The organism is Pseudomonas sp. 86_A (genome assembly GCF_017491705.1).
GTDB lineage: Bacteria > Pseudomonadota > Gammaproteobacteria > Pseudomonadales > Pseudomonadaceae > Aquipseudomonas > Aquipseudomonas koreensis.
Map to the genome: position 1 here is coordinate 204,767 of NZ_JAFGYS010000005.1, position 21,237 is coordinate 226,003.

Sequence of the window (21,237 nt, forward strand, 5' to 3'; positions counted from 1 at the left end):
TCCTCGCCAGTGTTTATTTTTCCTTCAGAGAGAGCCCATGACCGTTAGCACCCCGCTGTCCGGTGTCAACCAACCCTTCAAGGGGATCTTGCTGATTGTTGTGGCGACTTTCCTGTTCTCCAGCCACGACGCCCTGTCGAAATACCTCTCGGGTTTTTACCCGATCATCATGGTGGTGTGGGCGCGGTATCTGGTGCACACCTTGCTGATGGCGGGGATTTTCCTGCCGCAATCGGGGTTGCGCGTGCTGCGCACCAAACGGCCGTCGTGGCAGTTGGCGCGGGCGCTGTGCCTGCTCGGCACCAGCCTGTTTTTCACCACTGCGTTGCTGTACATCCCGCTGGCCGAAGCGACGGCGGTCAACTTTCTCGCGCCGGTGCTGGTCACGGCATTGTCGGTGCCGTTGCTCAAGGAAAGGGTGACGCGTGGGCAGTGGATTGCTGTGATCTGCGGATTCATCGGCGTGCTGATCATCGTTCACCCGGGCGGTGAATTGTTCACCCCGGCGGTGTTGCTGCCGTTCTGCTCGGCGCTGTTTTTCTGCTTCTATCAGCTGCTGACCCGCAAGCTCAGCGAGGTCGATAGCCCGACCACCAGCAACTTCTTCGCCGGTTTGTGCAACACGCTGGTGATGAGTGCGCTGGTGCCGTTCTTCTGGCAAGTGCCGACGTTGACGCACGCCGTGTTGATGCTGGCGCTGGGCAGTTGCGGGATGACCGCGCACCTGTTTCTGACCCAGGCGTTCCGTCACGCTGCGCCGGCGTTACTGGCGCCGTTCGGCTACTGCCAGATCGTGTTTGCCGGGTTGTTGGGCTGGGTGGTGTTCAATCACACGCCGAGCTTGTTGACGGTGATCGGTATCGCGGTGATCTGTTGCAGCGGCCTGGCGGCGGCGTGGCAGCAAAGCCGTAGGTGAAGGATCCACACATACCTGTGTAGGAGCTGCGGCACGCTGCGATCAGTTGATGTTCAACATCAATATCAAAAGATCGCAGCGTGCCGCAGCTCTTACAGGGGGAGGGGGGGAGGCCGGTTACTCGGTGATCTCGGGAATCTTGCGCGGCGCCATGAAGTACATCCAGGTCAGCGCAATGAAGTACATCGCCGGAATCAGCGTGAACAGCACGGTGTAGTTGTTGTTGGTGACGGTCAGGATGTGGCCGACGATCTGGGTCATGAACATCCCGCCGATCGCGGCGCACATGCCGCCGAAACCGAACACCGTGCTCATCATGTGCTTGGGCGTGTAGTCCATCACCAGGCTCCAGATGTTCGCAGTCCAGGCCTGATGCGCGCCGATTGCCAGGGAGATGGCTGCGACTGCGACCCACAGATTGCTCGAACCGGCGGCCATGATCACGCCGATGATGCAGCAGGCGAACAGGAACATCGACAGCAGCCGCGCCTTGATCGAGTTCATGCCGCGACCGATCAGGAACGAGGACAGAATGCCGCCGCCGACGCTACCGAAGTCAGCCGTGATGTAGATGATGATCAGCGGGATGCCCATCTGGGTCACGTTGATGCCCAGGTTGTATTGCTGATTGAGGAACGGCGGCAACCAGTACAGGTAGAACCAGAACACCGGCGCCGTCAGCGAATAGGCGAGGGCGAAGGCCCAGGTGCCACGCATGCGCAGGATGCGCGAGAACGGCACGCGAGCCTGTTCTGGTTCGACTTCCTGCTGGATGTAGTCCAGTTCGGATTGTTTAACGCTCGGATGATCTTCCGGGTTGAAGTATTTCAAGCCCCAGAACAGCAGCCAGATCCCGCCCAGTGCCGACATGCACAGGAACGCGGCCTGCCAGCCCCATACGTGGAGGATCAGCGGCAGGAGCATCGGCGTGAACATTGCGCCGACGTTGGTGCCGGCGTTGAAGATGCCGGTGGCGACTGCGCGTTCACCGGCCGGGAACCACAGGCGAGTGGTTTTCACGCAGGCCGGGTAGTTGGCCGCTTCGGTCAGGCCGAGGATGAACCGGCAGACCATGAAGCCGACGGCCGACGTCGCCAGGCCGTGGGCGCCGGTGGCCAGGCTCCAGAGCAGCACCGCGCAGAAGAACACGCGCTTCACGCCGACGCGGTCGATCAGGCGGCCCTGCAGGACGAAGCCGATGGCGTAGCCGACCTGAAACCAGAAGTTGATGTTGGCGTAATCCATCGCCGTCCAGCTCATTTCCTTGGCGAGGATGGGCTGCATGACACCGAGGGCGGCGCGATCGATGTAGTTCAGGGTCGTGGCGAAAAACACCAGCGCCAGCATGCCCCAACGGGTCTTGCCGACGGCCATGGCGCCGCGGATCTTGTCGCCGATGCCACCCGTGGCAGTGCTCATGGCCGGGGCCATGCGGGAAGTCTGTGAAGGAATCATTGTTCCACCCGTTTTTGAATTTGTTATGTGGTGTTGTTTGCAAGGCACTGCGACCGAAGGTTCACTTGCGGACTCAATGTGACGTCGATGGTGGGCAGTGGACGAAAAATCGTCAATTCGTCGAATCGCCATAGTGTTCGATAATCGCACGCAAAACTAACCGGCTGGTACACTTTAAATTGCTGCTGAAGACGATGCAGCCAATAATTTCCCTCACTATAAAAAACGTCCTGTGTAGGAGCTGCCGAAGGCTGCGATCTTTTGAATTTGCTTTTCAGGATCAGGATCAAAAGATCGCAGCCTTCGGCAGCTCCTACCTTAAAGATAAGCGCGGCGAAGTCCGGGAGTAGAAACATGCAGCGTTCCATTGCCACCGTTTCCCTGAGCGGCACCCTGCCGGAAAAGCTCGAAGCCATCGCTGCCGCCGGGTTCGACGGTGTCGAGATCTTTGAAAACGACCTTCTGTATTACGACGGCAGCCCTCGGGAAATCCGGCAGATGTGCGCTGACCTGGGCATTGCGATCACCCTGTTCCAGCCGTTCCGCGACTTCGAAGGCTGCCGGCGTGATCGCCTGGCGCGCAATCTGGAGCGCGCCGAGCGCAAGTTCGACCTGATGCAGGAACTGGGCACCGACCTGGTGCTGGTATGCAGTAACGCCTCGGCGGACAGCGTCGGCGACCGGCAGATTCTGGTCGATGACCTGCGACTGCTGGCCGAACGTGCGGGCGCTCGCGGGTTGCGCATCGGTTATGAAGCGCTGGCCTGGGGCCGGCACGTCAATACTTATCAACAGGTCTGGGACATCGTGCGCGAGGCCGATCACTCGGCGCTCGGCGTGCTGCTAGACAGCTTCCACACCTTGTCGCTGAAGGGCGATCCCCGCGCGATTGCCGACATTCCCGGCGACAAGATCTTCTTCGTGCAAATGGCCGACGCGCCGATTCTCGCCATGGATGTGCTGGAGTGGAGCCGGCATTTCCGCTGTTTCCCCGGGCAGGGCGAATTCGATCTGCCGGGGTTCCTCGCGCCGATCATCCAGAGCGGGTACACCGGGCCGTTGTCGCTGGAAATCTTCAACGATGGTTTCCGCGCCGCGCCGCCACGGGCCAACGCCGCCGACGGTTTGCGTTCGCTGTTGTACCTGGAAGAGAAAACCCGTGAGCGTCTGGAGCAACACGTCACGCCGGTGAGCAACCGCGAAATCCTGTTCGAAACGCCGCAGGCCAGTGAGTACAACGGCATCGAGTTTCTTGAGTTCGCGGTGAACGAAGCGCTCGGCGCCAAACTGACGAACTGGCTGGAACGCCTCGGTTTCGTCAAGGCCGGGCAGCACCGTTCCAAGAGTGTGAGCCTGCTGCGTCAGGGTGATATCAACCTGATCCTCAACGCCGAACCGTATTCGTTCGGTCACAGCTTTTTCGAGGCCCACGGCCCGTCGCTGTGCGCCACCGCTGTGCGGGTCAAGGACAGCGCCAGCGCCCTGGCTCGTGCGGTCGCCTACAAGGGCCAGCCCTATCGCGGACTGGTCGGCCCTAATGAGCTGGAACTGGCCGCGGTGCGGGCGCCGGATGGCAGCCTGATTTATCTGGTGGATGAAGCGGCGGATGTCTATGGCACCGACTTCAACCTGCTGCCGAACGCTCAGGCTCGTGGCGGCCTCAAGCGCATCGATCACATGGCCATGGCGCTGCCGGCCGACAGCCTCGACAGTTGGGTGCTGTTCTACAAGAGCCTGCTGGATTTCGAGGCCGACGATGAAGTGGTGCTGCCTGACCCTTACGGTCTGGTGAAGAGCCGCGCGCTGAGAAGCCGCGACAGTTCGATCCGTTTGCCGCTGAACATCTCCGAGAACCGCAACACCGCGATCTCCCATGCGCTGTCGAGTTATCGCGGTTCTGGTGTGCATCACATCGCCTTCGATTGTGACGACATCTTCGCCGAAGTCAGTCGCGCCAAAGAGGCTGGCGTGCCACTGCTGGATATCCCGCTCAACTATTACGATGACCTCGCGGCTCGCTTCGATTTCGATGACGAATTCCTCAGCGAACTGGCCTATTACAACGTGCTCTACGACCGTGATGCGCAGGGCGGCGAGCTGTTCCATGTGTACACCGAGCCGTTCGAAGGGCGCTTCTTCTTCGAGATCATCCAGCGCAAAAACGGTTACGCCGGTTACGGTGCGGCGAACGTCGCAGTGCGTCTGGCGGCGATGGCCAAATCACGCAGTGGCGCGGTACGCCAGGCGAAGTTGTAGGAAATTCGTAAACGCGGGATTAAACACGGGCCACGTGGCTTCCTTCACTGTGCAGCGCGGCCCATAATCGCCAACCTGTGCAGTGATGGCCGTGAGCCCGCAATGACAATGACATCAGAACTCCCCGCCGCTCCCGTCGTATCTGGCATCGAGCCGCGCAAGAGTCGCAAGAACAACCCGGAAAAGACCCGCGAGAACATCCTGCAGGAGGCGATCGTCGAGTTCGTCCAGCAGGGCTTGTCCGGCGCCCGCGTCGACGCGATCGCCGAGCGCATCCACACCTCCAAACGCATGATCTATTACTACTTCGGCAGTAAGGAGCAGTTGTACGTCGAGGTGCTGGAGAAGCTTTACGGCGACATCCGCAGCACCGAAAGCCGCTTGCACCTGGCCGAGTTGCCACCGGTGTTGGCGATCCGCCGGCTGGTGGAGTTCACCTTCGATCACCATGATCGCAACGTCGATTTCGTGCGCATCGTATGCATCGAAAACATCCACAACGCCGAGTTCGTGAAGCGTTCCGATGCGATCAAGGCGATGAACAACACCATCCTCGATTCGCTGGGCGAGATTTTGCATCGTGGTGCTGCTGAGGGTGTTTTCCGTGCGGGGCTGGATGCACTGGATGTGCATTTGCTGATCAGCTCGTTCTGCTTCTACCGCGTGTCGAACCGGCACACGTTTGGCGAGATTTTTCAGATCGATCTGCCGGATGAAAACATCAAACAGCGGCATCGCGAGATGATTTGCGAGTCGGTGTTGCGCTACCTGCAAGCCTGACGCATTCCCCCTGCAGGAGTGAGCCTGCTTGCGATGGCGGTGTATCAGTTGTCATTGTTGTTTACTGACACACCGCCATCGCGAGCAGGCTCACTCCTGCATATTCACCCATTCATGCTTTGGAAATGCGCGAGCATCCGCTGCGCATCCGGCACCACACCGCTGAACAGTTCAAACGCCTTCACCGCTTGAAACACCGCCATGTTGCCGCCATCCAGCGTGCGGCAACCGAGGGCGCGGGCGTTGCGCAGCAGTTCGGTTTCCAGCGGGAAATACACGATCTCCGCCACCCACAATTCCTTGCGCAGCAACTCCACCGGCACCGGCATGCCCGGTAGCTTGGCCATGCCCATTGGCGTGGTGTTCACCAGGCCATCGGCCTGATTCAGCGTGCCCGGCAGGTCGCGCCCGGCGACGGCACGGCCGGCGCCGAAATGCTGGTTGAGGTTGTTCGCCAGACTCTCGGCGCGCTCGCGGTCGACGTCGAAAATGCTCAGTTGCCGGACACCTTCGCTCAGCAGCGCGTGAGCCACTGCTGCCCCGGCGCCGCCAGCGCCCATCTGCACCACTCGCTCACGGGCAACGTCCTGCAAGCCGCGACGAAAACCTTCGGCAAAGCCCAGGCAATCGGTGTTGTGGCCGATGCGCTTGCCGTCCTTGAGCACCACGGTATTGACCGCACCGATGCCCAGGGCTTCCGGCGACAATTCATCGAGCAGCGGGATGATCGCCTGCTTGCATGGGAAGGTGATGTTGAGGCCGGTGTAGTGCATGCGCTCGGCGGCCTGCAGCAAGTCGGGCAGGGCGTTGCTGTCCAGTTGCAACTGATCAAGGTCGATCAGGCGATACAGATAGCGCAGGCCTTGCGCGTCGCCCTCATGTTCATGCAGCGAGGGTGTGCGCGAGGCTTGAATCCCGGCGCCGATCAGTCCGGCCAGTATTACCGGTTTGCGGCTCATGCTGCGCGCCCCTTCAGCCGCTGGCTGAAATGTTCCAGGGCCAGACGATAGCCATGACTGCCGAAGCCGCACATCACCGCAGTGGCGATGGCCGAGACGAACGAATGATGGCGGAACGGCTCGCGCGCGTGGACGTTGGACAGGTGCACTTCGATAACCGGCAGCTCACTGGCAACCAGCGCGTCGCGGATCGCCACCGAGGTGTGCGTCCACGCCGCCGGATTGATCACGATCCCGGCGCAACGACCGCGCGCGGCATGAATCCAGTCGAGCAATTCGCCTTCGTGATTGGTCTGGCGAAACTCCACGGCCAGACCGAACTCTTCGGCAGCGCGGCCGCACAGGGCAGAGATATCAGCCAGGGTTTCGTGACCGTAGGTCGCCGGTTCACGGGTGCCAAGCAGGTTCAGGTTCGGGCCGTTGAGCACCAGAACGATAGGGGGCATGGGGTCAAACTCCACTTATTGTTTTTGGCTTGGGCCGAGGATTTCAGCCTGTGGAGGTAAAATGTACCAGATGGTTACCATGGTCAATTGAAGTGCTTGAGCCTAAGAGTTTTGTGTTCGGTGATCGCACAGATCAAAAAACGCACCCACAAAAAAGCCGTCATCACGACGGCTTTTTTGCATCCGGGAACCGGTAATCAACGCCGGGTAAGCAACACCCCGGACTCCATGTGATGCGTCCACGGGAACTGGTCGAACAGCGCGCAGCGGGTGATGCGGTGCGTGTCGTGCAACTGGGCGATGTTGGCGGCCAGGGTTTCCGGGTTGCAGGAGATGTACAGGATGTTGTCGAAACGCCGGGTCAGCTCGCAGGTGTCCGGGTCCATGCCGGCGCGCGGCGGGTCGACGAATACGCTGCCGAACTCGTAGCTTTTCAGGTCGATGCCGTGCAGGCGACGGAACGGGCGAACTTCGTTGAGCGCTTCGGTCAGCTCTTCGGCGGACAGGCGCACCAGCGTGACGTTATCCACAGCGTTTTCGCTGAGGTTGCTCAATGCGGCGTTGACCGACGTTTTACTGATCTCGGTGGCCAGCACGTTGCGCACGCGGGTGGCGAGCGGCAGGGTGAAGTTGCCGTTGCCGCAGTACAGCTCCAGCAGGTCGTCAGTGCGATCGCCGAGTGCTTCGTATGCCCAGTTGAGCATCTTCTGGTTCACCTTGCCGTTGGGCTGGGTGAACGCGCCTTCCGGCTGGCGGTAGCTGAAGGTGCGGCCGCCGACTTCAAGCTTCTCGACCACGTAATCGTGGCCGATGACTTCACGTTTGCCCTTGGAACGACCGATCACGCTGACGTTGAGATCAGCGGCCAGTTGGGTCGCAGCGGCATGCCAGTGCTCGTCCAGCGGACGGTGATAGCACAGGGTGATCATCGCATCGCCGGCCAGAGTGGTCAGGAACTCCACCTGGAACAGCTTGTGGCTCAGCGCCGAGCTGGCCTGCCACGCAGCCTTGAGCTGCGGCATCAACTGGTTGATGCGCAGGCTGGCAATCGGGAATTCTTCGATCAGGATCGGCGTGCGTTTGTCGTCCTGGGAGAACATCGCGTAATGCCGCTCACCGGCCTCGCGCCACAGGCGGAATTCGGCGCGCAGGCGGAAGTTCTGCAGCGGCGAGTCGAACACCGTCGGCTCCGGCGCATCGAACGGGGCGAGCAGGTCACGCAAACGCGTGACCTTGTCTTCGAGCTGAGTGGCGTAGGCCTGGGAATCGAAAGTCATGCGTTGAACCAACCCAACTTGATCACGAACAGAATCGACAGGATCACCAGCGCCGGGTTCAGCTCACGGGCGCGGCCCGACAGCAGTTTGATCACGGTCCAGGAAATGAAGCCGAACGCGATGCCGTTGGCGATCGAGTAGGTGAACGGCATCGCCAGCGCGGTCACGACAACCGGTGCGGCGACGGTGATGTCTTCCCAGTCTATTTCCGCCAGGCCCGAGGTCATCAGCACGGCGACGAACAGCAGTGCCGGTGCGGTGGCGAAGGCCGGCACGCTGGCCGCCAGTGGCGAGAAGAACAGCGCCAGCAGGAACAGCAACGCCACGACGACAGCCGTCAGACCGGTACGGCCGCCAGCACTCACGCCGGCAGCGGATTCGATGTAGCTGGTGGTGGTCGAGGTGCCCAGCAGCGAACCGGCCATGGCCGCGGTGCTGTCGGCGATCAGGGCGCGACCCATTTTCGGCATGTGGCCATCCTTGCCCATCAGGCCGGCGCGCTTGGCGACGCCGATCAGGGTGCCGGAGTTGTCAAACAGGTCGACGAACAGGAAGGCGAAGATCACGCTGACCAGACCGATGTCCAGTGCACCCTTGATGTCCAGTTGCATGAAGGTCGGGGCCAGCGAAGGTGGCATCGAGGTCACGCCGCCAAACGGAGTGAAGCCCATGGCGATCGACACGATGGTCACCGCCAGAATGCCGATCAGCACCGCACCGCGCACTTTCAGGGCCTCAAGCGCAACGATCAGGGCGAAGCCGAGGGTGGCGAGGATCGGCGCCGGTTGTTTCAGGTCACCGAGGCCGACCATGGTCGCCGGGTTGCTGACCACGATACCGGCGTTGTGCAGGGCGATCAGGGCCAGGAACAGACCGATACCGGCGGCAATCGCCGAGCGCAGCGGCAGCGGGATGCTGTTGATGATCCATTCGCGGATGCGGAAGATCGACAGCAGGAAGAAGCACACCGCCGAGATGAACACCGCGCCCAGCGCCACTTGCCAGGTGTGGCCCATGTGCAGGACCACGGTGTAAGTGAAGAAGGCGTTCAGGCCCATGCCCGGGGCGAGGGCGATCGGGTAGTTGGCGATCAGGCCCATGATGGTCGAGCCGATGGCGGCTGCCAGACAGGTGGCGACGAACACCGCGCCCTTGTCCATGCCGGTCTCGCCGAGAATGCTCGGGTTGACGAACAGAATGTAGGCCATGGCCAGGAAGGTCGTGACGCCCGCCAGAATCTCGGTACGCACGTTGGTGTTGTGTGCCTTGAGTTGAAACAGCCTTTCCAGCATGTCTGCTCCCCGTGGCGCGCGTGGCGCCGTGAATGTATCGACCTCAACAGCAAAGCACAGACCGTCGCAAGCGCCTGGGAATTTGTGGTGGGCCGGAAAAAGCCGCGCATCATACCAGCAGCGTGAGGAATATGGCGGTTGTTGGTGCCGAACGTCGTCGAAGTTTTGCCACAGGGCCAAGTGCGCCATACTGCGCGCTGAATTTTTCGGGGAAACGCGATCACATGGGCAAGCGCTGGATGAAGGCTTTCTGGGTACTGGCAGGGCTGATGGCCGGGTCGAATGCGGCGCTGGCCGCCTCGGCGGCGCCGTTGACGCAAGTGAAAGTGATCAAGGTTCAGTCGCCGGCCTGCGGCCTGGAAGACATTGCCGACAACCAGCCGCAAACCCAGTGCAATCACGGTGGCCCGAGTATCAAGGTGTATGTGCTGGAAGTCGGTTATGGCCAGAATCAGCCGCACGCCACCCTGGACGGTTTTGAAGTCAACGGCACCCGGTCTCCGGTGTGCGCTTTTGATAACGGTAATCTGACCGAGTGCACCCCCGGCAGCAACACCGTCGGCTCGTTGTATACCTTCGATCTGGCGGGCAAGCAGGAAGGCACGTTCAGCTTCAGCAACACCTCGCTCAACGCGCCACGCAACACGATGTCGACCCAGCTTTACATCAAGTAACGGCTGTCACCGAACAGGGTGGGGCAAAGCTGACTACGCTTGAAAGATCACCCAGCGGATGGCGCCCATGACCTTTAGAGCCCTGATTACCCTCGCCGAGGGCATCGATGATCTGCAAAGCGTGACCCTGATCGACGTGCTGCGCCGCGCCAGCGTCGAAGTCGTGGCGGCCAGCATCGAAGGCCGGCGCATGCTGACCTGCGCACGCGGCACGCGGCTGACGGCGGATGGCATGCTGATCGATGTGCTGGCGCAGACCTTCGACCTGATCGTCCTGCCCGGCGGCGCCATCGGCGCCCAACACCTCGCGGCGCATCAGCCACTGCAACAACTGCTCAAGGGCCAGGCCAGCGCCGGACGCCTGTTCGCCGCCATCGCCGAATCCCCGGCTGTCGCCCTGCAAGCCTCGGGCGTCTTGCGCCAGCGGCGCATGACCTGCCTGCCGAGTGCCAGTCATCAACTGTCAGGCTGTGCGTTTGTTGATCAACCGGTGGTGGTCGACGGCAACTGCATTACTGCCCAAGGCTCAGGCACCGCACTGGCGTTTGCCCTGACGCTGGTTGAGCAGCTTGGCGGTAAAGCATTACGGACCAAGGTGGCGGGGGAGATGTTGGTTTGACGAGAGTCAGACCTTCGCCTCTTCCACCGGCACATGCATCCGGTCGCGTTTGGCCAGGGTCGGGAACAGTTTGATCCACGTCCCGGTCACCACCAGGGTGCCGATTCCGCCCATCACCACCGCCGGCACAGTCCCGAACCAGTGCGCAGTGAGGCCGGATTCGAATTCGCCCAACTGGTTCGAGGCGCCGATGAACAGGCCGTTCACCGCGCTGACCCGGCCGCGCATTTCGTCCGGGGTTTCCAGTTGCACGAAGGAGGCGCGGATCACCATGCTGATCATGTCCGCCGCGCCGAGCACCACCAGCACTGCCAGCGAGAACCAGAACGAAGTCGACAGGCCGAAGGCGATGGTCGCAACGCCGAATACGCCGACGGCGGTGAACATCACTCGACCGACATTGCGCTCGACGGCAAATCGCGCCAGAAACAGCGACATCCCCAGCGCGCCGACCGCCGGCGCCGAACGCAGCAGGCCCAGGCCCCAAGGCCCGGTGAGCAGGATGTCTTTGGCGAACACCGGCAGCAACGCGGTGGCGCCGCCGAGCAGCACGGCGAACAGATCCAGCGAGATCGCTCCGAGAATGTCCGGGCGGCTGCGTATGAAGCGGATGCCCGCCAGTAACGAGTCCAGCGTGGCTTTGCCTTTGTTCAGCGGCGTCTGTCGCGCGGGCAGGTTGAGCATCAATGTGCAGGCGATGACGTAGAGCAGCACTGTCGGACCGTAGACCCAGACACTGCCGAACGCATAGAGCAAGCCGCCCATTGCCGGAGCAACGATGGTCGCCGATTGTTGTGCCGACTGCGCCGCGGCAACGGCCCGGGGGAACAGCGCGGTGGGCACGATGCTCGGCAGCAGCGCCTGGGTGGTCGGCAACTCGAAGGAGCGTGCGCCGCCGAGCAGGAAAGCGAGGATGAAGATCATTTCCCGGGTGATGTGATCAGTGGCGCTGCCAATCGCCAGCGCCAGCGCGATCAACGCCTGCAGCGACTGACAGATCGCCGCGACCCGGCGCCGGTCATAGCGGTCGGCGACATGCCCGGTGTGCAGCATGAACAGCACCCGCGGGGCGAACTCGACCAGACCGACCAGACCGAGGTCGAGCACGTTGCCGGTCAGTTGGTACAGATTCCAGCCAATCGCCACGGTAAGCATCTGAAAGCCGCTGGCAGTGAAGATCCGGGCGAACCAGAACGCGAGAAATGGACGATGGTGACGTAACAGCAGGGGCTCTTGGCTGGGCATCTGAAGGCAGGTCTGGCTCGATGGGAACCACGAGATTATCACCAGTCTGTAACAGAAAGTTGCTATGACAAAAAAATTAGTTAGCCAGACATCTATCGTCCAAAACCCTCAGTTTCTTGTGGCGAGGGAGCTTGCTCCCGCTGGAGGGCGAAGCCCTCCCGAGCATTTCTCTAAATAGGTCAAGGTTGCAGGTTTTACGGCTGCTGCGCAGGCGAGCGGGAGCAAGCTCCCTCGCCACAAGGGATTTCGCCGCTCCGGGAATGTCTTTCAGTGCGTTGCCCAGGCGATGAGGCAACTTGTCACGCGGCAAACGACCACGCGGTTCTTCGTCGGAAATGGGACTACTCTTTCAACGTTGCTTGATCCAGATCAAGACCCTCCCGGGCCATGCTCTGGTGGCCCGATGGCCAGACTCCCTGCGTTGCGATGGCTGTTAAAAAAGAACGAATCAGAATTCGCCGCACTCCATATCCGTGGGGGCAGTAGGTGCAGGGGCCACAAGCCCCGACGCCGGTATTACCTGACAGAGGAAGACTTATGTTCGGTTTAGAGGCACTCGATCTCGCCCGAATTCAGTTCGCGTTCACGATCTCGTTCCACATCCTGTTCCCGGCCATCACCATTGGTCTGGCGAGCTACCTGGCGGTGCTCGAAGGCTTGTGGCTGAAAACCCATAACGACACCTACCGCGACCTTTACCATTTCTGGTCAAAGATCTTTGCCGTCAACTTCGGCATGGGCGTGGTGTCCGGATTGGTCATGGCCTATCAGTTCGGCACCAACTGGAGCCGCTTCTCGGACTTCGCCGGTGCCGTCACGGGGCCGTTGCTGACTTATGAAGTGCTCACGGCATTCTTCCTCGAGGCGGGTTTCCTCGGGGTGATGCTGTTCGGCTGGAACAAGGTCGGGCGCGGCCTGCACTTCTTCTCCACCGTGATGGTGGCGATCGGCACGCTGATCTCGACGTTCTGGATCCTCGCGTCCAACAGCTGGATGCAGACCCCGCAGGGCTTCGAGATCGTCAACGGTCAGGTGATCCCGACCGACTGGTTGGCCATCATTTTCAACCCGTCGTTCCCGTACCGCCTGATGCACATGGCGACGGCGGCGTTCGTCGCCACGGCGTTCTTTGTCGGCTCGTCGGCAGCCTGGCACCTGCTGCGCGGCAGAGACAACCCGGCAATCCGCACCATGCTGTCGATGGCGATGTGGATGGCGCTGATCGTCGCGCCGATCCAGGCGGTCATCGGTGACTTCCACGGCCTCAACACCCTCGAGCATCAGCCGGCGAAAATCGCCGCGATCGAAGGCCATTGGGAAAATAAAGGCGACGAAGCCACGCCGTTGATCCTGTTCGGCTGGCCGGACATGAAAGAAGAGAAAACCAAATTCGCCGTGGAGATCCCGTACCTCGGCAGCCTGATCCTGACTCACTCGCTGGACAAGCAGGTGCCGGCGCTCAAGGAGTTTCCGCCTGAGGACCGGCCGAATTCGACCATCGTGTTCTGGTCGTTCCGGATCATGGTCGGCCTCGGTTTCCTGATGATCTTCACCGGTCTGTGGAGCCTGTGGCTGCGCAAGCGTGATTCGCTCTACACCTCGCGGCCATTCCTGTACCTGGCGTTGTGGATGGGGCCGTCCGGCCTGATCGCGATCCTAGCGGGTTGGTTCACCACTGAAATCGGTCGTCAGCCGTGGGTGGTCTACGGCTTGATGCGTACGGCGGATGCGTCGTCCAACCACAGCTTCATGCAGATGAGCATCACCCTGATCATGTTTGTCGTGGTGTATTTCGCGCTGTTCGGCGCCGGCCTGGGTTACATGATGCGCCTGGTGCGCAAAGGGCCGAAAACCGACGAGGGCAAGGAAACCAACGACGGTGGTCCTGGACAGAAACGCACACCGGCCCGTCCGTTGTCCGCGGCGGATGATGAAGGCGCCGACGCTGACCAGGCTCGCAGCCTGGAAAAGGAGATTTGACTCATGGGTATTGATCTTCCGCTGATCTGGGCCGTGATCATCATCTTCGGCATCATGATGTACGTGGTCATGGACGGCTTCGACCTGGGGATCGGGATTCTCTTCCCGTTCATCCCGGGCAAGACCGACCGTGACGTGATGATGAACACCGTCGCCCCGGTGTGGGACGGCAACGAAACCTGGCTGGTGCTGGGGGGCGCGGCGTTGTTCGGCGCGTTTCCGCTGGCGTACTCGGTGGTGTTGTCGGCGCTGTACCTGCCGCTGATCTTCATGCTGATCGGCCTGATTTTTCGCGGCGTGGCGTTCGAGTTCCGCTTCAAGGCCAAGGACGACAAGCGCCACCTGTGGGACAAGGCGTTCATCGGCGGTTCGGTGGCAGCGACGTTCTTTCAGGGCGTGGCACTGGGCGCGTTCATCGACGGCCTGCCGGTGGTCAATCGGCAATACGCCGGCGGCTCACTGGACTGGCTGACACCCTTCACCCTGTTCTGCGGCGCCGCGCTGGTGGTGGCCTATGCCTTGCTCGGCTGCACCTGGCTGATCATGAAAACCGAAGGCAAGTTGCAGGAACAGATGCACAACCTGGCGCGGCCGCTGGCGTTCGTGCTGCTGGCGGTGATCGGGATCGTCAGCCTGTGGACCCCGCTGGCCCATCCGGACATTGCTACACGCTGGTTCAGCATGCCGAACCTGTTCTGGTTCATGCCGGTGCCGATTCTGGTGCTGGTGACGATGTATGGGTTGATTCGTGCCGTGGCACGCAATGCCAACTACATGCCGTTCCTGCTGACCCTGGTGCTGATCTTCCTCGGCTATAGCGGTCTGGGCATCAGCCTGTGGCCGAACATCGTGCCGCCGTCGATCTCGATCTGGGACGCCGCCGCACCGCCGCAGAGCCAGGGCTTCATGCTGGTCGGTACGCTGTTCATCATCCCGTTCATCCTGGGCTACACCTTCTGGAGCTACTACGTGTTCCGCGGCAAGGTCACTCATGAAGACGGTTACCACTAGTCTGCCGCTCCCCCCACTTGGTGGGAGCGAGCCTGTTCACGCTGGCGTCGTACGCGGCGCCAGCGTCTGACGGAGGAACGATGCAATGAACGGCAAACATTCCCTGCACGAGATTGAAGAAGCCGAAAAAAAGCCGCTGTGGCAGCGGCTCGGCTGGTTGGCCCTGATCTGGATCGGTAGCGTCGGCGCGCTGTTCATTGCGGCCAGCCTGATGCGCCTGTTCATGAACGCGGCCGGCCTGACCACCCACTGAAACATCCCGTCCCGTTGCCTTTGGGCACGGATTTATGACCCTCTGTACCGCGGAGGGTTTTTTTTGCCTGGCGTTTACTTGCGCGCTTTGAGAATCACGAATTTCGGCGTTGCCGCCACTTGCTCGACGCCACGGAACAGCCGCGCCAGTTTGCTGTGATACCCCAGGTGACGGTTGCCGACGATGTACAACGCACCGCCCACCACCAGCGCCTCGCGCGCCTGCTGGAACATGCGCCAGGCGAGGAAATCGCCGACCACTTGTTGTTGATGGAACGGCGGATTGCACAGCACCACGTCCAGCGACTGTGGCTCCTGCCCGGCCAGACCATCACCGGCTCGCACGGTCACTGCGCGCTCGCCCAGGGCGGCGCGCCAGTTTTCAGCGGCCGATTGCACGGCCATGAACGATTCGTCGACCAGCGTGTAATGCGCGTCAGGGTTCTGCAGCGCACTGGCAATGGCCAGCACGCCGTTGCCGCAGCCGAGGTCGGCGACGCGCGCGCTGCCGAGGTTCTTTGGCAGATGCGGGAGAAAGGCACGGGTGCCGATGTCCAGGCCTTCGCGGCAGAACACGTTGGCGTGGTTGAGCAACTCGATGGCGGGCTCGTCGAGTCGGTAGCGCGAAGGGTAGGGCGAAGTCGCCGGGGCTTTGGCTTCGGGCGTGGCGATCAGCAGGCGAGCCTTTTTCACCGCCAGCGAAGCCTGCACCTGGCCAATGTAGCGTTCCAGCAGATCCCCGGCCGCACGCGGCAGGTGCTTGACCATGGCCGCCGCCACCACTTCGGCGCCGGGCGCCAATTGCCCTTGCAGGCGAATCAGTTGTTCTTCCAGCAAGGCGAGGGTCTTGGGCACGCGGATCAATACCCGCTCAAACGGCCCGACCAATGGTTCGCTGGCCGCAATGCCGGGCACCGCATCGAACGCCAGGCCGTTGCGCACCAGGTTTTTTTCCAGGCCCTGAAAGGCCAGAAACGAGTCGCCACTGCTGCTGACCTGAACCTTGCCCGCCAGACTTGCAGCCAGCGCTCCAAAGCTGTCGTTGAGCACCAGAACCCGAGTGTCTGCAGCCGGTTGCTGCGCGGCCAGGTGGTTGAGCAGGTATTCGTCAGCCGCATCGAAGGCTTGCAGCGGTTCGTTCTGCTGCTCGGGTTGGCGGATCAGATCGAGTTGGGCGAAGGGGGTTTCGAGCAAGGGCATGGTGCGGAAACTCTGGTTAATCAACGGGTGGCCCGCAGCCCAGGGTCTCGCGGCGGACCGTCCGAGTGGACTTCGGCGCTTAACTCACGCCATCACTCAGGAAGGTCACAAATGGTACGTTCTTTTTCGCTCAAATACTCGCAGGTTTTAGGCGGTGGGGGCGTCGAGCAAACCACAACGAGTGGCGGCGGTGACGGCGGAAATCTTGTTGCAAACGTCCAGTTTGACGATCACGTTTTGCACGTGATAATTAACGGTCCGCTCGCTCAGACAAAGAATCCGGGCAATCTCGTAGGCCGTTTTGCCCACAGCGGAGAGCTGCAGCACTTCCAGTTCCCGCGGCGAAAGGTGCGGGGGCTGGGGCTTTTTGAGCGGTTTGGGCAGGGTTCTGGCAAATAGCTCACTCAGATGGCTGGCCGCATAGAAGATATAGCCAAAATGCTCGTACAGCTCGAGCGGGTCCAGCGCCGCATTTTTCCTGACAAGACTGAGCGTGGTACACAGGCCGCTGGTTTGGTTGTGGAACGACTGGGACCAACCGTGGCGCAAGCCGTGCTGCTGTTGGGCGCCCCATAATTGTGGCGTCTGCGCAAACACTTCTTCGGTCCAGACAATGGGCAGCATGCAGAGATTGCAGTGGGCTATTACCGGATCGATCTTGCTGTAGCTTTCTTTTTCATAGAGTTGATTCCACTCTTTAGGGTAGTTATTGATTTGCAAGGTTTTAAAGTCGGCATTCCGTTCAGTTGATGTCAATGTGATAGCGCAAAAATTGAAACCAATGTTTTGAGCAAATCGCAGCAGAATCGGATAAGCCGTCTCTATTTCTCTTGCGAAAGACAGTTGCTTTAATTGAGACGCCTTCCACCTTTCCATGAAAACTCTCCGTTACGCGTTACTGGGGTGCCGGTTTGGATCCAATGAATCCTGCACGGAAACGAGTGTAGGACATGTCCTACACGAAGAGTCGAATTTTTCGCTCTTTGGATAGAAGTATTCATAGTGATAAAGTTATTAAGCCGGAATAGAGCGGTATATTTAAGTTGTCATTCAATGTGTGAGCGGTTGTTTTAAATAGGTAAATATTTCAATGGGTGACGCCGCCAAATGAGATGACATTACAAAAACAGTGGTGTTTGTCGTGGCGGATTCAGCGAAACTGTCAGAGTCCCTTCAGTGGAGTCGCCCATGACTGTCAGCGCAGAGAAATTCACCGCCCAGAACTTGCTCGACGTGCAACCCCTGACCCCCAGCCTGTTCACGCTGCGAACCACGCGCGATGCAGGTTTCAGGTTCCGTGCAGGGCAGTTCGCCCGCCTTGGGGTGGAAAAGGCTGATGGCAGCAGGGTGTGGCGCGCTTATTCGATGGTGTCCTCGCCGTTCGACGAATTTCTCGAGTTCTTTTCCATCGTGGTGCCGGGGGGCGAATTCACCAGTGAGCTAAGCCGATTGCGGCCTGGCGATACACTGCTGGTAGAACGCCAGGCTTTTGGCTACCTGACGCTGGATCGTTTCGTCGACGGTCGGGATCTATGGCTGTTGTCCACGGGAACGGGGGTGGCGCCGTTTCTGTCGATCCTGCAGGACTTCGAGGTGTGGGAGCGGTTCGAGCGGATCATCCTGGTGTACAGCGTGCGCGAGGCGCGAGAGCTGGCCTACCTGGATCTGATCGAGCAACTGGCCCAGCGTGATTACCTGGCCGAGCATGCGCACAAGTTGCGATTCATCCCCACGGTCACCCGCGAGGTCCATCCCGGTGCTCTGAACGGCCGTATCACCACACTGATTGAAAGCGGTGAGTTGGAACGCGAGGCCGGGCTGGAGCTGACAGCGGAACATTCGCGTGTGATGTTGTGCGGCAATCCGCAGATGATCGACGACACCCGGGCACTGCTGAAAAAACGCCACATGAACCTGAGCCTGGCGCGGCGTCCCGGGCAGGTGGCGGTGGAAAACTACTGGTAAAAAAACGGCGCCCTCAGGCGCCGTTTTCAATCATGCAAGCGTCAAGGCCGGTCGTTCTGGGCTTTGAGCAGATCGCGGATCTCGCCGAGTAATTCTTCTTCCTTGGTCGGAACCGGTGGCAGGGAAGGCGCCACGGCTTCTTCGCGCTTGAGGCGGTTGATGGCTTTGACACCCATGAAAATCGCGAAGGCGACGATCATGAAGTCGAGGATACTCTGGATGAATTTGCCGTAAGCCAGGACCACTGCCGGGGCCGTGCCCTCGGCGGCTTTGAGCGTAATGGCCAGATCACTGAAGTCCACCCCACCGATCAACAGGCCGATTGGCGGCATGATCACGTCACCGACAAACGACGAAACGATCTTGCCGAAGGCGGCACCGATGATGATACCGACGGCCATGTCGACCACATTGCCTTTGACCGCGAAGGCCTTGAACTCACTTAGCACGCCCATAGGTTATTTCCTTGTTACAGATGAGGTTGGTGTACGCAGTGTAAATCAGCAAAACGCGTCCTGCGCGAAACACCTTCTTACAATGCCCGATTTTATCGACACATGAATCGACGTTTAGTTTGCAAAGTGCCACTAATCGCGCGCGAAATACGCTGTAACTCGCTGATCGGGAAGCGAAAATTTTCAATCATCGAGTTACGAACTTTCTATTTATGTTCGCGGGCATAGCCCTCTAGCCTCTGGTTGGCGCACCTGGATGCGCCCAAAAAAACCAGAGGAACCTGATATGAATTCCACGCTTGGATTGGGGGCTTTTCCCCATCGCCGTACGCTCGGCGTACTGACCGCCAGCCTGTTGACCTTCTCCGTGCACGCCGCGCCCCTGACCCGGGATAACGGTGCCGCGGTGGGCGACAACCAGAACTCGCAAACCGCCGGCGCCACTGGCCCGGTGCTGTTGCAGGACGTGCAGTTGATTCAGAAGCTGCAGCGTTTCGACCGTGAGCGCATTCCCGAGCGCGTCGTGCATGCACGCGGCACAGGTGCCCACGGCACATTCACGGTGACCAACGACCTCAGCGATCTGAGCAAGGCCAAGGTGTTTGCCGCCGGCCAAGTGACACCGGTGTTCGTGCGGTTCTCCGCCGTGGTGCACGGCAACCACTCCCCGGAAACCCTGCGCGATCCACGGGGCTTTGCCACCAAGTTCTACACCGCCGATGGCAATTGGGATCTGGTGGGCAACAATTTCCCGACGTTCTTCATTCGCGATGCGATCAAATTCCCGGACATGGTGCACGCCTTCAAGCCTGATCCGCGAACCAATCTGGACGATGACTCGCGTCGTTTCGACTTCTTCTCGCATGTACCAGAAGCGACCCGCACCCTCACCGAGCTGTATTCCAATTCCGGAACGCCGGCCAGTTATCGGGAAATGGATGGTAACGGTGTACACGCTTACAAGTTGGTCAATGCCAAGGGTGAAGTTCACTACGTGAAGTTTCACTGGAAGAGCCTGCAAGGAATAAAAAACCTGACCCCGGGGGAAGTGGAAAAAGTTCAGGGTAAAGATTACAGTCATATGACAAATGATCTGGTCGCCAATATTAATAAAGGCAACTTCCCGAAGTGGGACTTGTACATCCAAGTGCTAAATCCGCAAGATTTGTCCAAGTTTGATTTTGATCCATTGGATGCCACCAAGATCTGGCCAAATGTTCCAGAGCGAAAAGTTGGACAAATGGTGTTGAACCGTAATCCGGCGAATGTATTCCAGGAAACCGAACAAGTTGCCATGGCACCGGCCAATGTTGTTCCGGGTATCGAACCTTCCGAAGATCGTCTGTTACAAGGACGAGTGTTCTCTTATGCCGATACGCAGATGTATCGCCTGGGTGCCAATGCTCTGCAGTTGCCGATCAATGCGCCAAAAGTTGCCGTCAACAATGGCAATCAGGACGGTGCGATGAACTTCGGCGCCACCCAGTCTGGCGTCAACTACCAGCCGAGCCGTCTGCAACCGCGTGAAGAGCCACAAAGCGCGCGCTACAGCCAGTTGGCGCTGTCGGGCAGCACCCAGCAGGCGAAGATCCAGCGTGAGCAGAACTTCAAGCAGGCCGGCGATCTGTACCGCTCGTTCAGCCAGCAGGAGCGTCAGGACCTGATCAACAGTTTCGGCGGTTCGTTGGCGACCACCGATGACGAGAGCAAGCACATCATCCTGTCCTTCCTTTATAAGGCCGACCCGGAATATGGGACCGGCGTGACCAAAGTGGCCAAAGGCGATCTGAGCCGGGTCAAGGCACTGGCAGCGAAACTGGTCGACTGATCTCGACGCCATGCAACGCGGGGCCTGTTTCAGGCCCCGTTCTGCCAGGAGAGTGTTTATGCGTGTTTGTCTTTTACTGTTGCTGGGTTGCCTGTGCTGGACAGCGCAGGCCGAGCAAAGCCCTGAGGCGATCAAGGCGCAGTTGCAGGATTACTACTTCGATGCCGCGCGGCGCGGTGATGTGCCGATGCTCGACACCTTTATCGAGTCCGGTTACTCCCTCGATACCCGCGACAGCAAGGGTTACACCGCGCTGATTCTGGCGGCGTATCACGGCCAGGGCGCGGCGGTTGAGCGCTTGCTGGCGGCGGGCGCGGATGCCTGCGCGCAGGATCAACGCGGCAACACGGCGTTGATGGGCGCAATTTTCAAAGGTGAGATGCAGATTGCCCGGCGGTTGATGGCGACTGATTGCAGCCCCGATCAGCGCAACGGCGCGGGGCAAACTGCCGCGATGTATGCCGGACTGTTCAAGCGTGTCGAACTGCTCGATGCGCTCAAGGCCAAGGGCGCCGACCTCAATGCCGAGGATCCTCTGGGCAACAGTGCCGCGCGTCTGGCCAACGGCGAAATCCACACCGCCGCGCCGCGCTGATCGGTGGCTGCGTTATCATCGCGGTTTTTGCC

Annotated in this window: 21 protein-coding genes; 11 read left to right on the plus strand and 10 right to left on the minus strand. The window is 60.2% G+C overall.

Translation table 11 applies throughout. The features are described from left to right. The first annotated feature begins 37 nt into the window (after positions 1-37). Positions 38-916, plus strand: a complete 879-nt coding sequence (locus tag J5M57_RS09870) for a DMT family transporter (RefSeq protein ID WP_207849047.1) — start codon at positions 38-40, stop codon at positions 914-916. 117 nt (positions 917-1,033) lie between these two features. On the opposite strand, the gene J5M57_RS09875 is transcribed toward J5M57_RS09870, so the two are convergent. Together J5M57_RS09875 and J5M57_RS09880 are read right to left on the minus strand one after the other, a co-directional pair. Further along, positions 1,034-2,371, minus strand: coding sequence for an MFS transporter (locus J5M57_RS09875; RefSeq protein WP_207849048.1), 1,338 nt, complete (start codon positions 2,369-2,371; stop codon positions 1,034-1,036). 23 nt (positions 2,372-2,394) lie between these two features. Continuing rightward, the gene (locus tag J5M57_RS09880; protein ID WP_064589302.1) at positions 2,395-2,727 is read right to left on the minus strand and encodes a hypothetical protein; all 333 of its coding nucleotides are present in this window, start codon (positions 2,725-2,727) and stop codon (positions 2,395-2,397) included. Here J5M57_RS09880 and quiC point away from each other — a divergent pair. Then, complete coding sequence (gene quiC / locus J5M57_RS09885; RefSeq protein WP_207849049.1) at positions 2,726-4,627, plus strand: 3-dehydroshikimate dehydratase QuiC; 1,902 nt, start codon at positions 2,726-2,728, stop codon at positions 4,625-4,627. The two genes, J5M57_RS09880 and quiC, sit on opposite strands and share 2 nt — an antisense overlap. A gap of 102 nt (positions 4,628-4,729) precedes the next feature. Beyond that, positions 4,730-5,407 (plus strand): TetR family transcriptional regulator, encoded by a 678-nt coding sequence (locus J5M57_RS09890; protein WP_169843305.1) that lies wholly within the window; start codon positions 4,730-4,732, stop codon positions 5,405-5,407. Positions 5,408-5,511: 104 nt separating this feature from the next. Here the strand turns inward: J5M57_RS09890 and J5M57_RS09895 are convergent, their stop codons facing one another. The 4 genes from J5M57_RS09895 to J5M57_RS09910 all read right to left on the minus strand — a co-directional run bounded on the left by J5M57_RS09895 (position 5,512) and on the right by J5M57_RS09910 (position 9,381). After that, positions 5,512-6,366: a shikimate dehydrogenase gene (locus J5M57_RS09895; protein WP_207849050.1), complete on the minus strand. Its 855-nt coding sequence runs from the start codon at positions 6,364-6,366 to the stop codon at positions 5,512-5,514. Beyond that, positions 6,363-6,812 (minus strand): type II 3-dehydroquinate dehydratase, encoded by a 450-nt coding sequence (aroQ, locus tag J5M57_RS09900; protein ID WP_025108744.1) that lies wholly within the window; start codon positions 6,810-6,812, stop codon positions 6,363-6,365. The genes J5M57_RS09895 and aroQ overlap by 4 nt, the downstream gene beginning before the upstream one ends. A gap of 197 nt (positions 6,813-7,009) precedes the next feature. Continuing rightward, complete coding sequence (gene trmA / locus J5M57_RS09905; RefSeq protein ID WP_207849051.1) at positions 7,010-8,089, minus strand: tRNA (uridine(54)-C5)-methyltransferase TrmA; 1,080 nt, start codon at positions 8,087-8,089, stop codon at positions 7,010-7,012. Next, positions 8,086-9,381 (minus strand): NCS2 family permease, encoded by a 1,296-nt coding sequence (locus tag J5M57_RS09910; protein WP_064589292.1) that lies wholly within the window; start codon positions 9,379-9,381, stop codon positions 8,086-8,088. Before J5M57_RS09910 ends, trmA begins: the two co-directional genes overlap by 4 nt. A 224-nt stretch (positions 9,382-9,605) precedes the next feature. Here J5M57_RS09910 and J5M57_RS09915 point away from each other — a divergent pair, with 224 nt between their 5' ends. Together J5M57_RS09915 and J5M57_RS09920 are read left to right on the plus strand one after the other, a co-directional pair. Then, on the plus strand, positions 9,606-10,055 hold the full coding sequence (locus J5M57_RS09915) for a DUF4879 domain-containing protein (protein ID WP_169843308.1): 450 nt from the start codon (positions 9,606-9,608) through the stop codon (positions 10,053-10,055). A gap of 67 nt (positions 10,056-10,122) precedes the next feature. Beyond that, entirely contained in the window at positions 10,123-10,674 is a 552-nt protein-coding gene (locus tag J5M57_RS09920) for a DJ-1 family glyoxalase III (RefSeq protein WP_207849052.1), read from the plus strand. 6 nt (positions 10,675-10,680) lie between these two features. On the opposite strand, the gene J5M57_RS09925 is transcribed toward J5M57_RS09920, so the two are convergent. Then, positions 10,681-11,919 carry an MFS transporter gene (locus tag J5M57_RS09925; protein ID WP_025108751.1) on the minus strand — a complete coding sequence of 413 codons (1,239 nt, stop codon included), beginning with the start codon at positions 11,917-11,919 and terminating at the stop codon, positions 10,681-10,683. A gap of 537 nt (positions 11,920-12,456) precedes the next feature. Between J5M57_RS09925 and J5M57_RS09930 the strand changes: the two genes are divergently transcribed. The 3 genes from J5M57_RS09930 to J5M57_RS09940 all read left to right on the plus strand — a co-directional run bounded on the left by J5M57_RS09930 (position 12,457) and on the right by J5M57_RS09940 (position 15,163). Beyond that, positions 12,457-13,899, plus strand: a complete 1,443-nt coding sequence (locus J5M57_RS09930) for a cytochrome ubiquinol oxidase subunit I (RefSeq protein WP_083367858.1) — start codon at positions 12,457-12,459, stop codon at positions 13,897-13,899. 3 nt (positions 13,900-13,902) lie between these two features. Next, positions 13,903-14,910, plus strand: coding sequence for a cytochrome d ubiquinol oxidase subunit II (gene cydB, locus J5M57_RS09935; protein WP_207849053.1), 1,008 nt, complete (start codon positions 13,903-13,905; stop codon positions 14,908-14,910). An 85-nt stretch (positions 14,911-14,995) separates the two neighbouring features. Then, positions 14,996-15,163, plus strand: coding sequence for a DUF2474 domain-containing protein (locus J5M57_RS09940; protein WP_007963754.1), 168 nt, complete (start codon positions 14,996-14,998; stop codon positions 15,161-15,163). A gap of 74 nt (positions 15,164-15,237) precedes the next feature. Here J5M57_RS09940 and J5M57_RS09945 read toward each other — a convergent pair whose 3' ends face one another. Together J5M57_RS09945 and J5M57_RS09950 are read right to left on the minus strand one after the other, a co-directional pair. Beyond that, the gene (locus tag J5M57_RS09945; protein WP_207849054.1) at positions 15,238-16,362 is read right to left on the minus strand and encodes a class I SAM-dependent methyltransferase; all 1,125 of its coding nucleotides are present in this window, start codon (positions 16,360-16,362) and stop codon (positions 15,238-15,240) included. Positions 16,363-16,509: 147 nt separating this feature from the next. Continuing rightward, positions 16,510-17,238, minus strand: a complete 729-nt coding sequence (locus J5M57_RS09950; protein WP_207849055.1) for an autoinducer binding domain-containing protein — start codon at positions 17,236-17,238, stop codon at positions 16,510-16,512. Positions 17,239-17,550: 312 nt separating this feature from the next. Here J5M57_RS09950 and J5M57_RS09955 point away from each other — a divergent pair, with 312 nt between their 5' ends. Then, a complete protein-coding gene (locus J5M57_RS09955; RefSeq protein ID WP_207849056.1) occupies positions 17,551-18,327 on the plus strand; it encodes a ferredoxin--NADP reductase in 777 nt (258 codons plus the stop codon). 41 nt (positions 18,328-18,368) lie between these two features. Here J5M57_RS09955 and mscL read toward each other — a convergent pair whose 3' ends face one another. Continuing rightward, positions 18,369-18,782, minus strand: coding sequence for a large-conductance mechanosensitive channel protein MscL (gene mscL, locus J5M57_RS09960; protein WP_064589280.1), 414 nt, complete (start codon positions 18,780-18,782; stop codon positions 18,369-18,371). A gap of 286 nt (positions 18,783-19,068) precedes the next feature. Here mscL and katB point away from each other — a divergent pair, with 286 nt between their 5' ends. Continuing rightward, positions 19,069-20,610: a catalase KatB gene (katB, locus tag J5M57_RS09965; protein ID WP_169843314.1), complete on the plus strand. Its 1,542-nt coding sequence runs from the start codon at positions 19,069-19,071 to the stop codon at positions 20,608-20,610. Positions 20,611-20,668: 58 nt separating this feature from the next. Continuing rightward, positions 20,669-21,205 (plus strand): ankyrin repeat domain-containing protein, encoded by a 537-nt coding sequence (locus J5M57_RS09970; RefSeq protein ID WP_207849057.1) that lies wholly within the window; start codon positions 20,669-20,671, stop codon positions 21,203-21,205. Positions 21,206-21,237 lie beyond the last annotated feature (32 nt).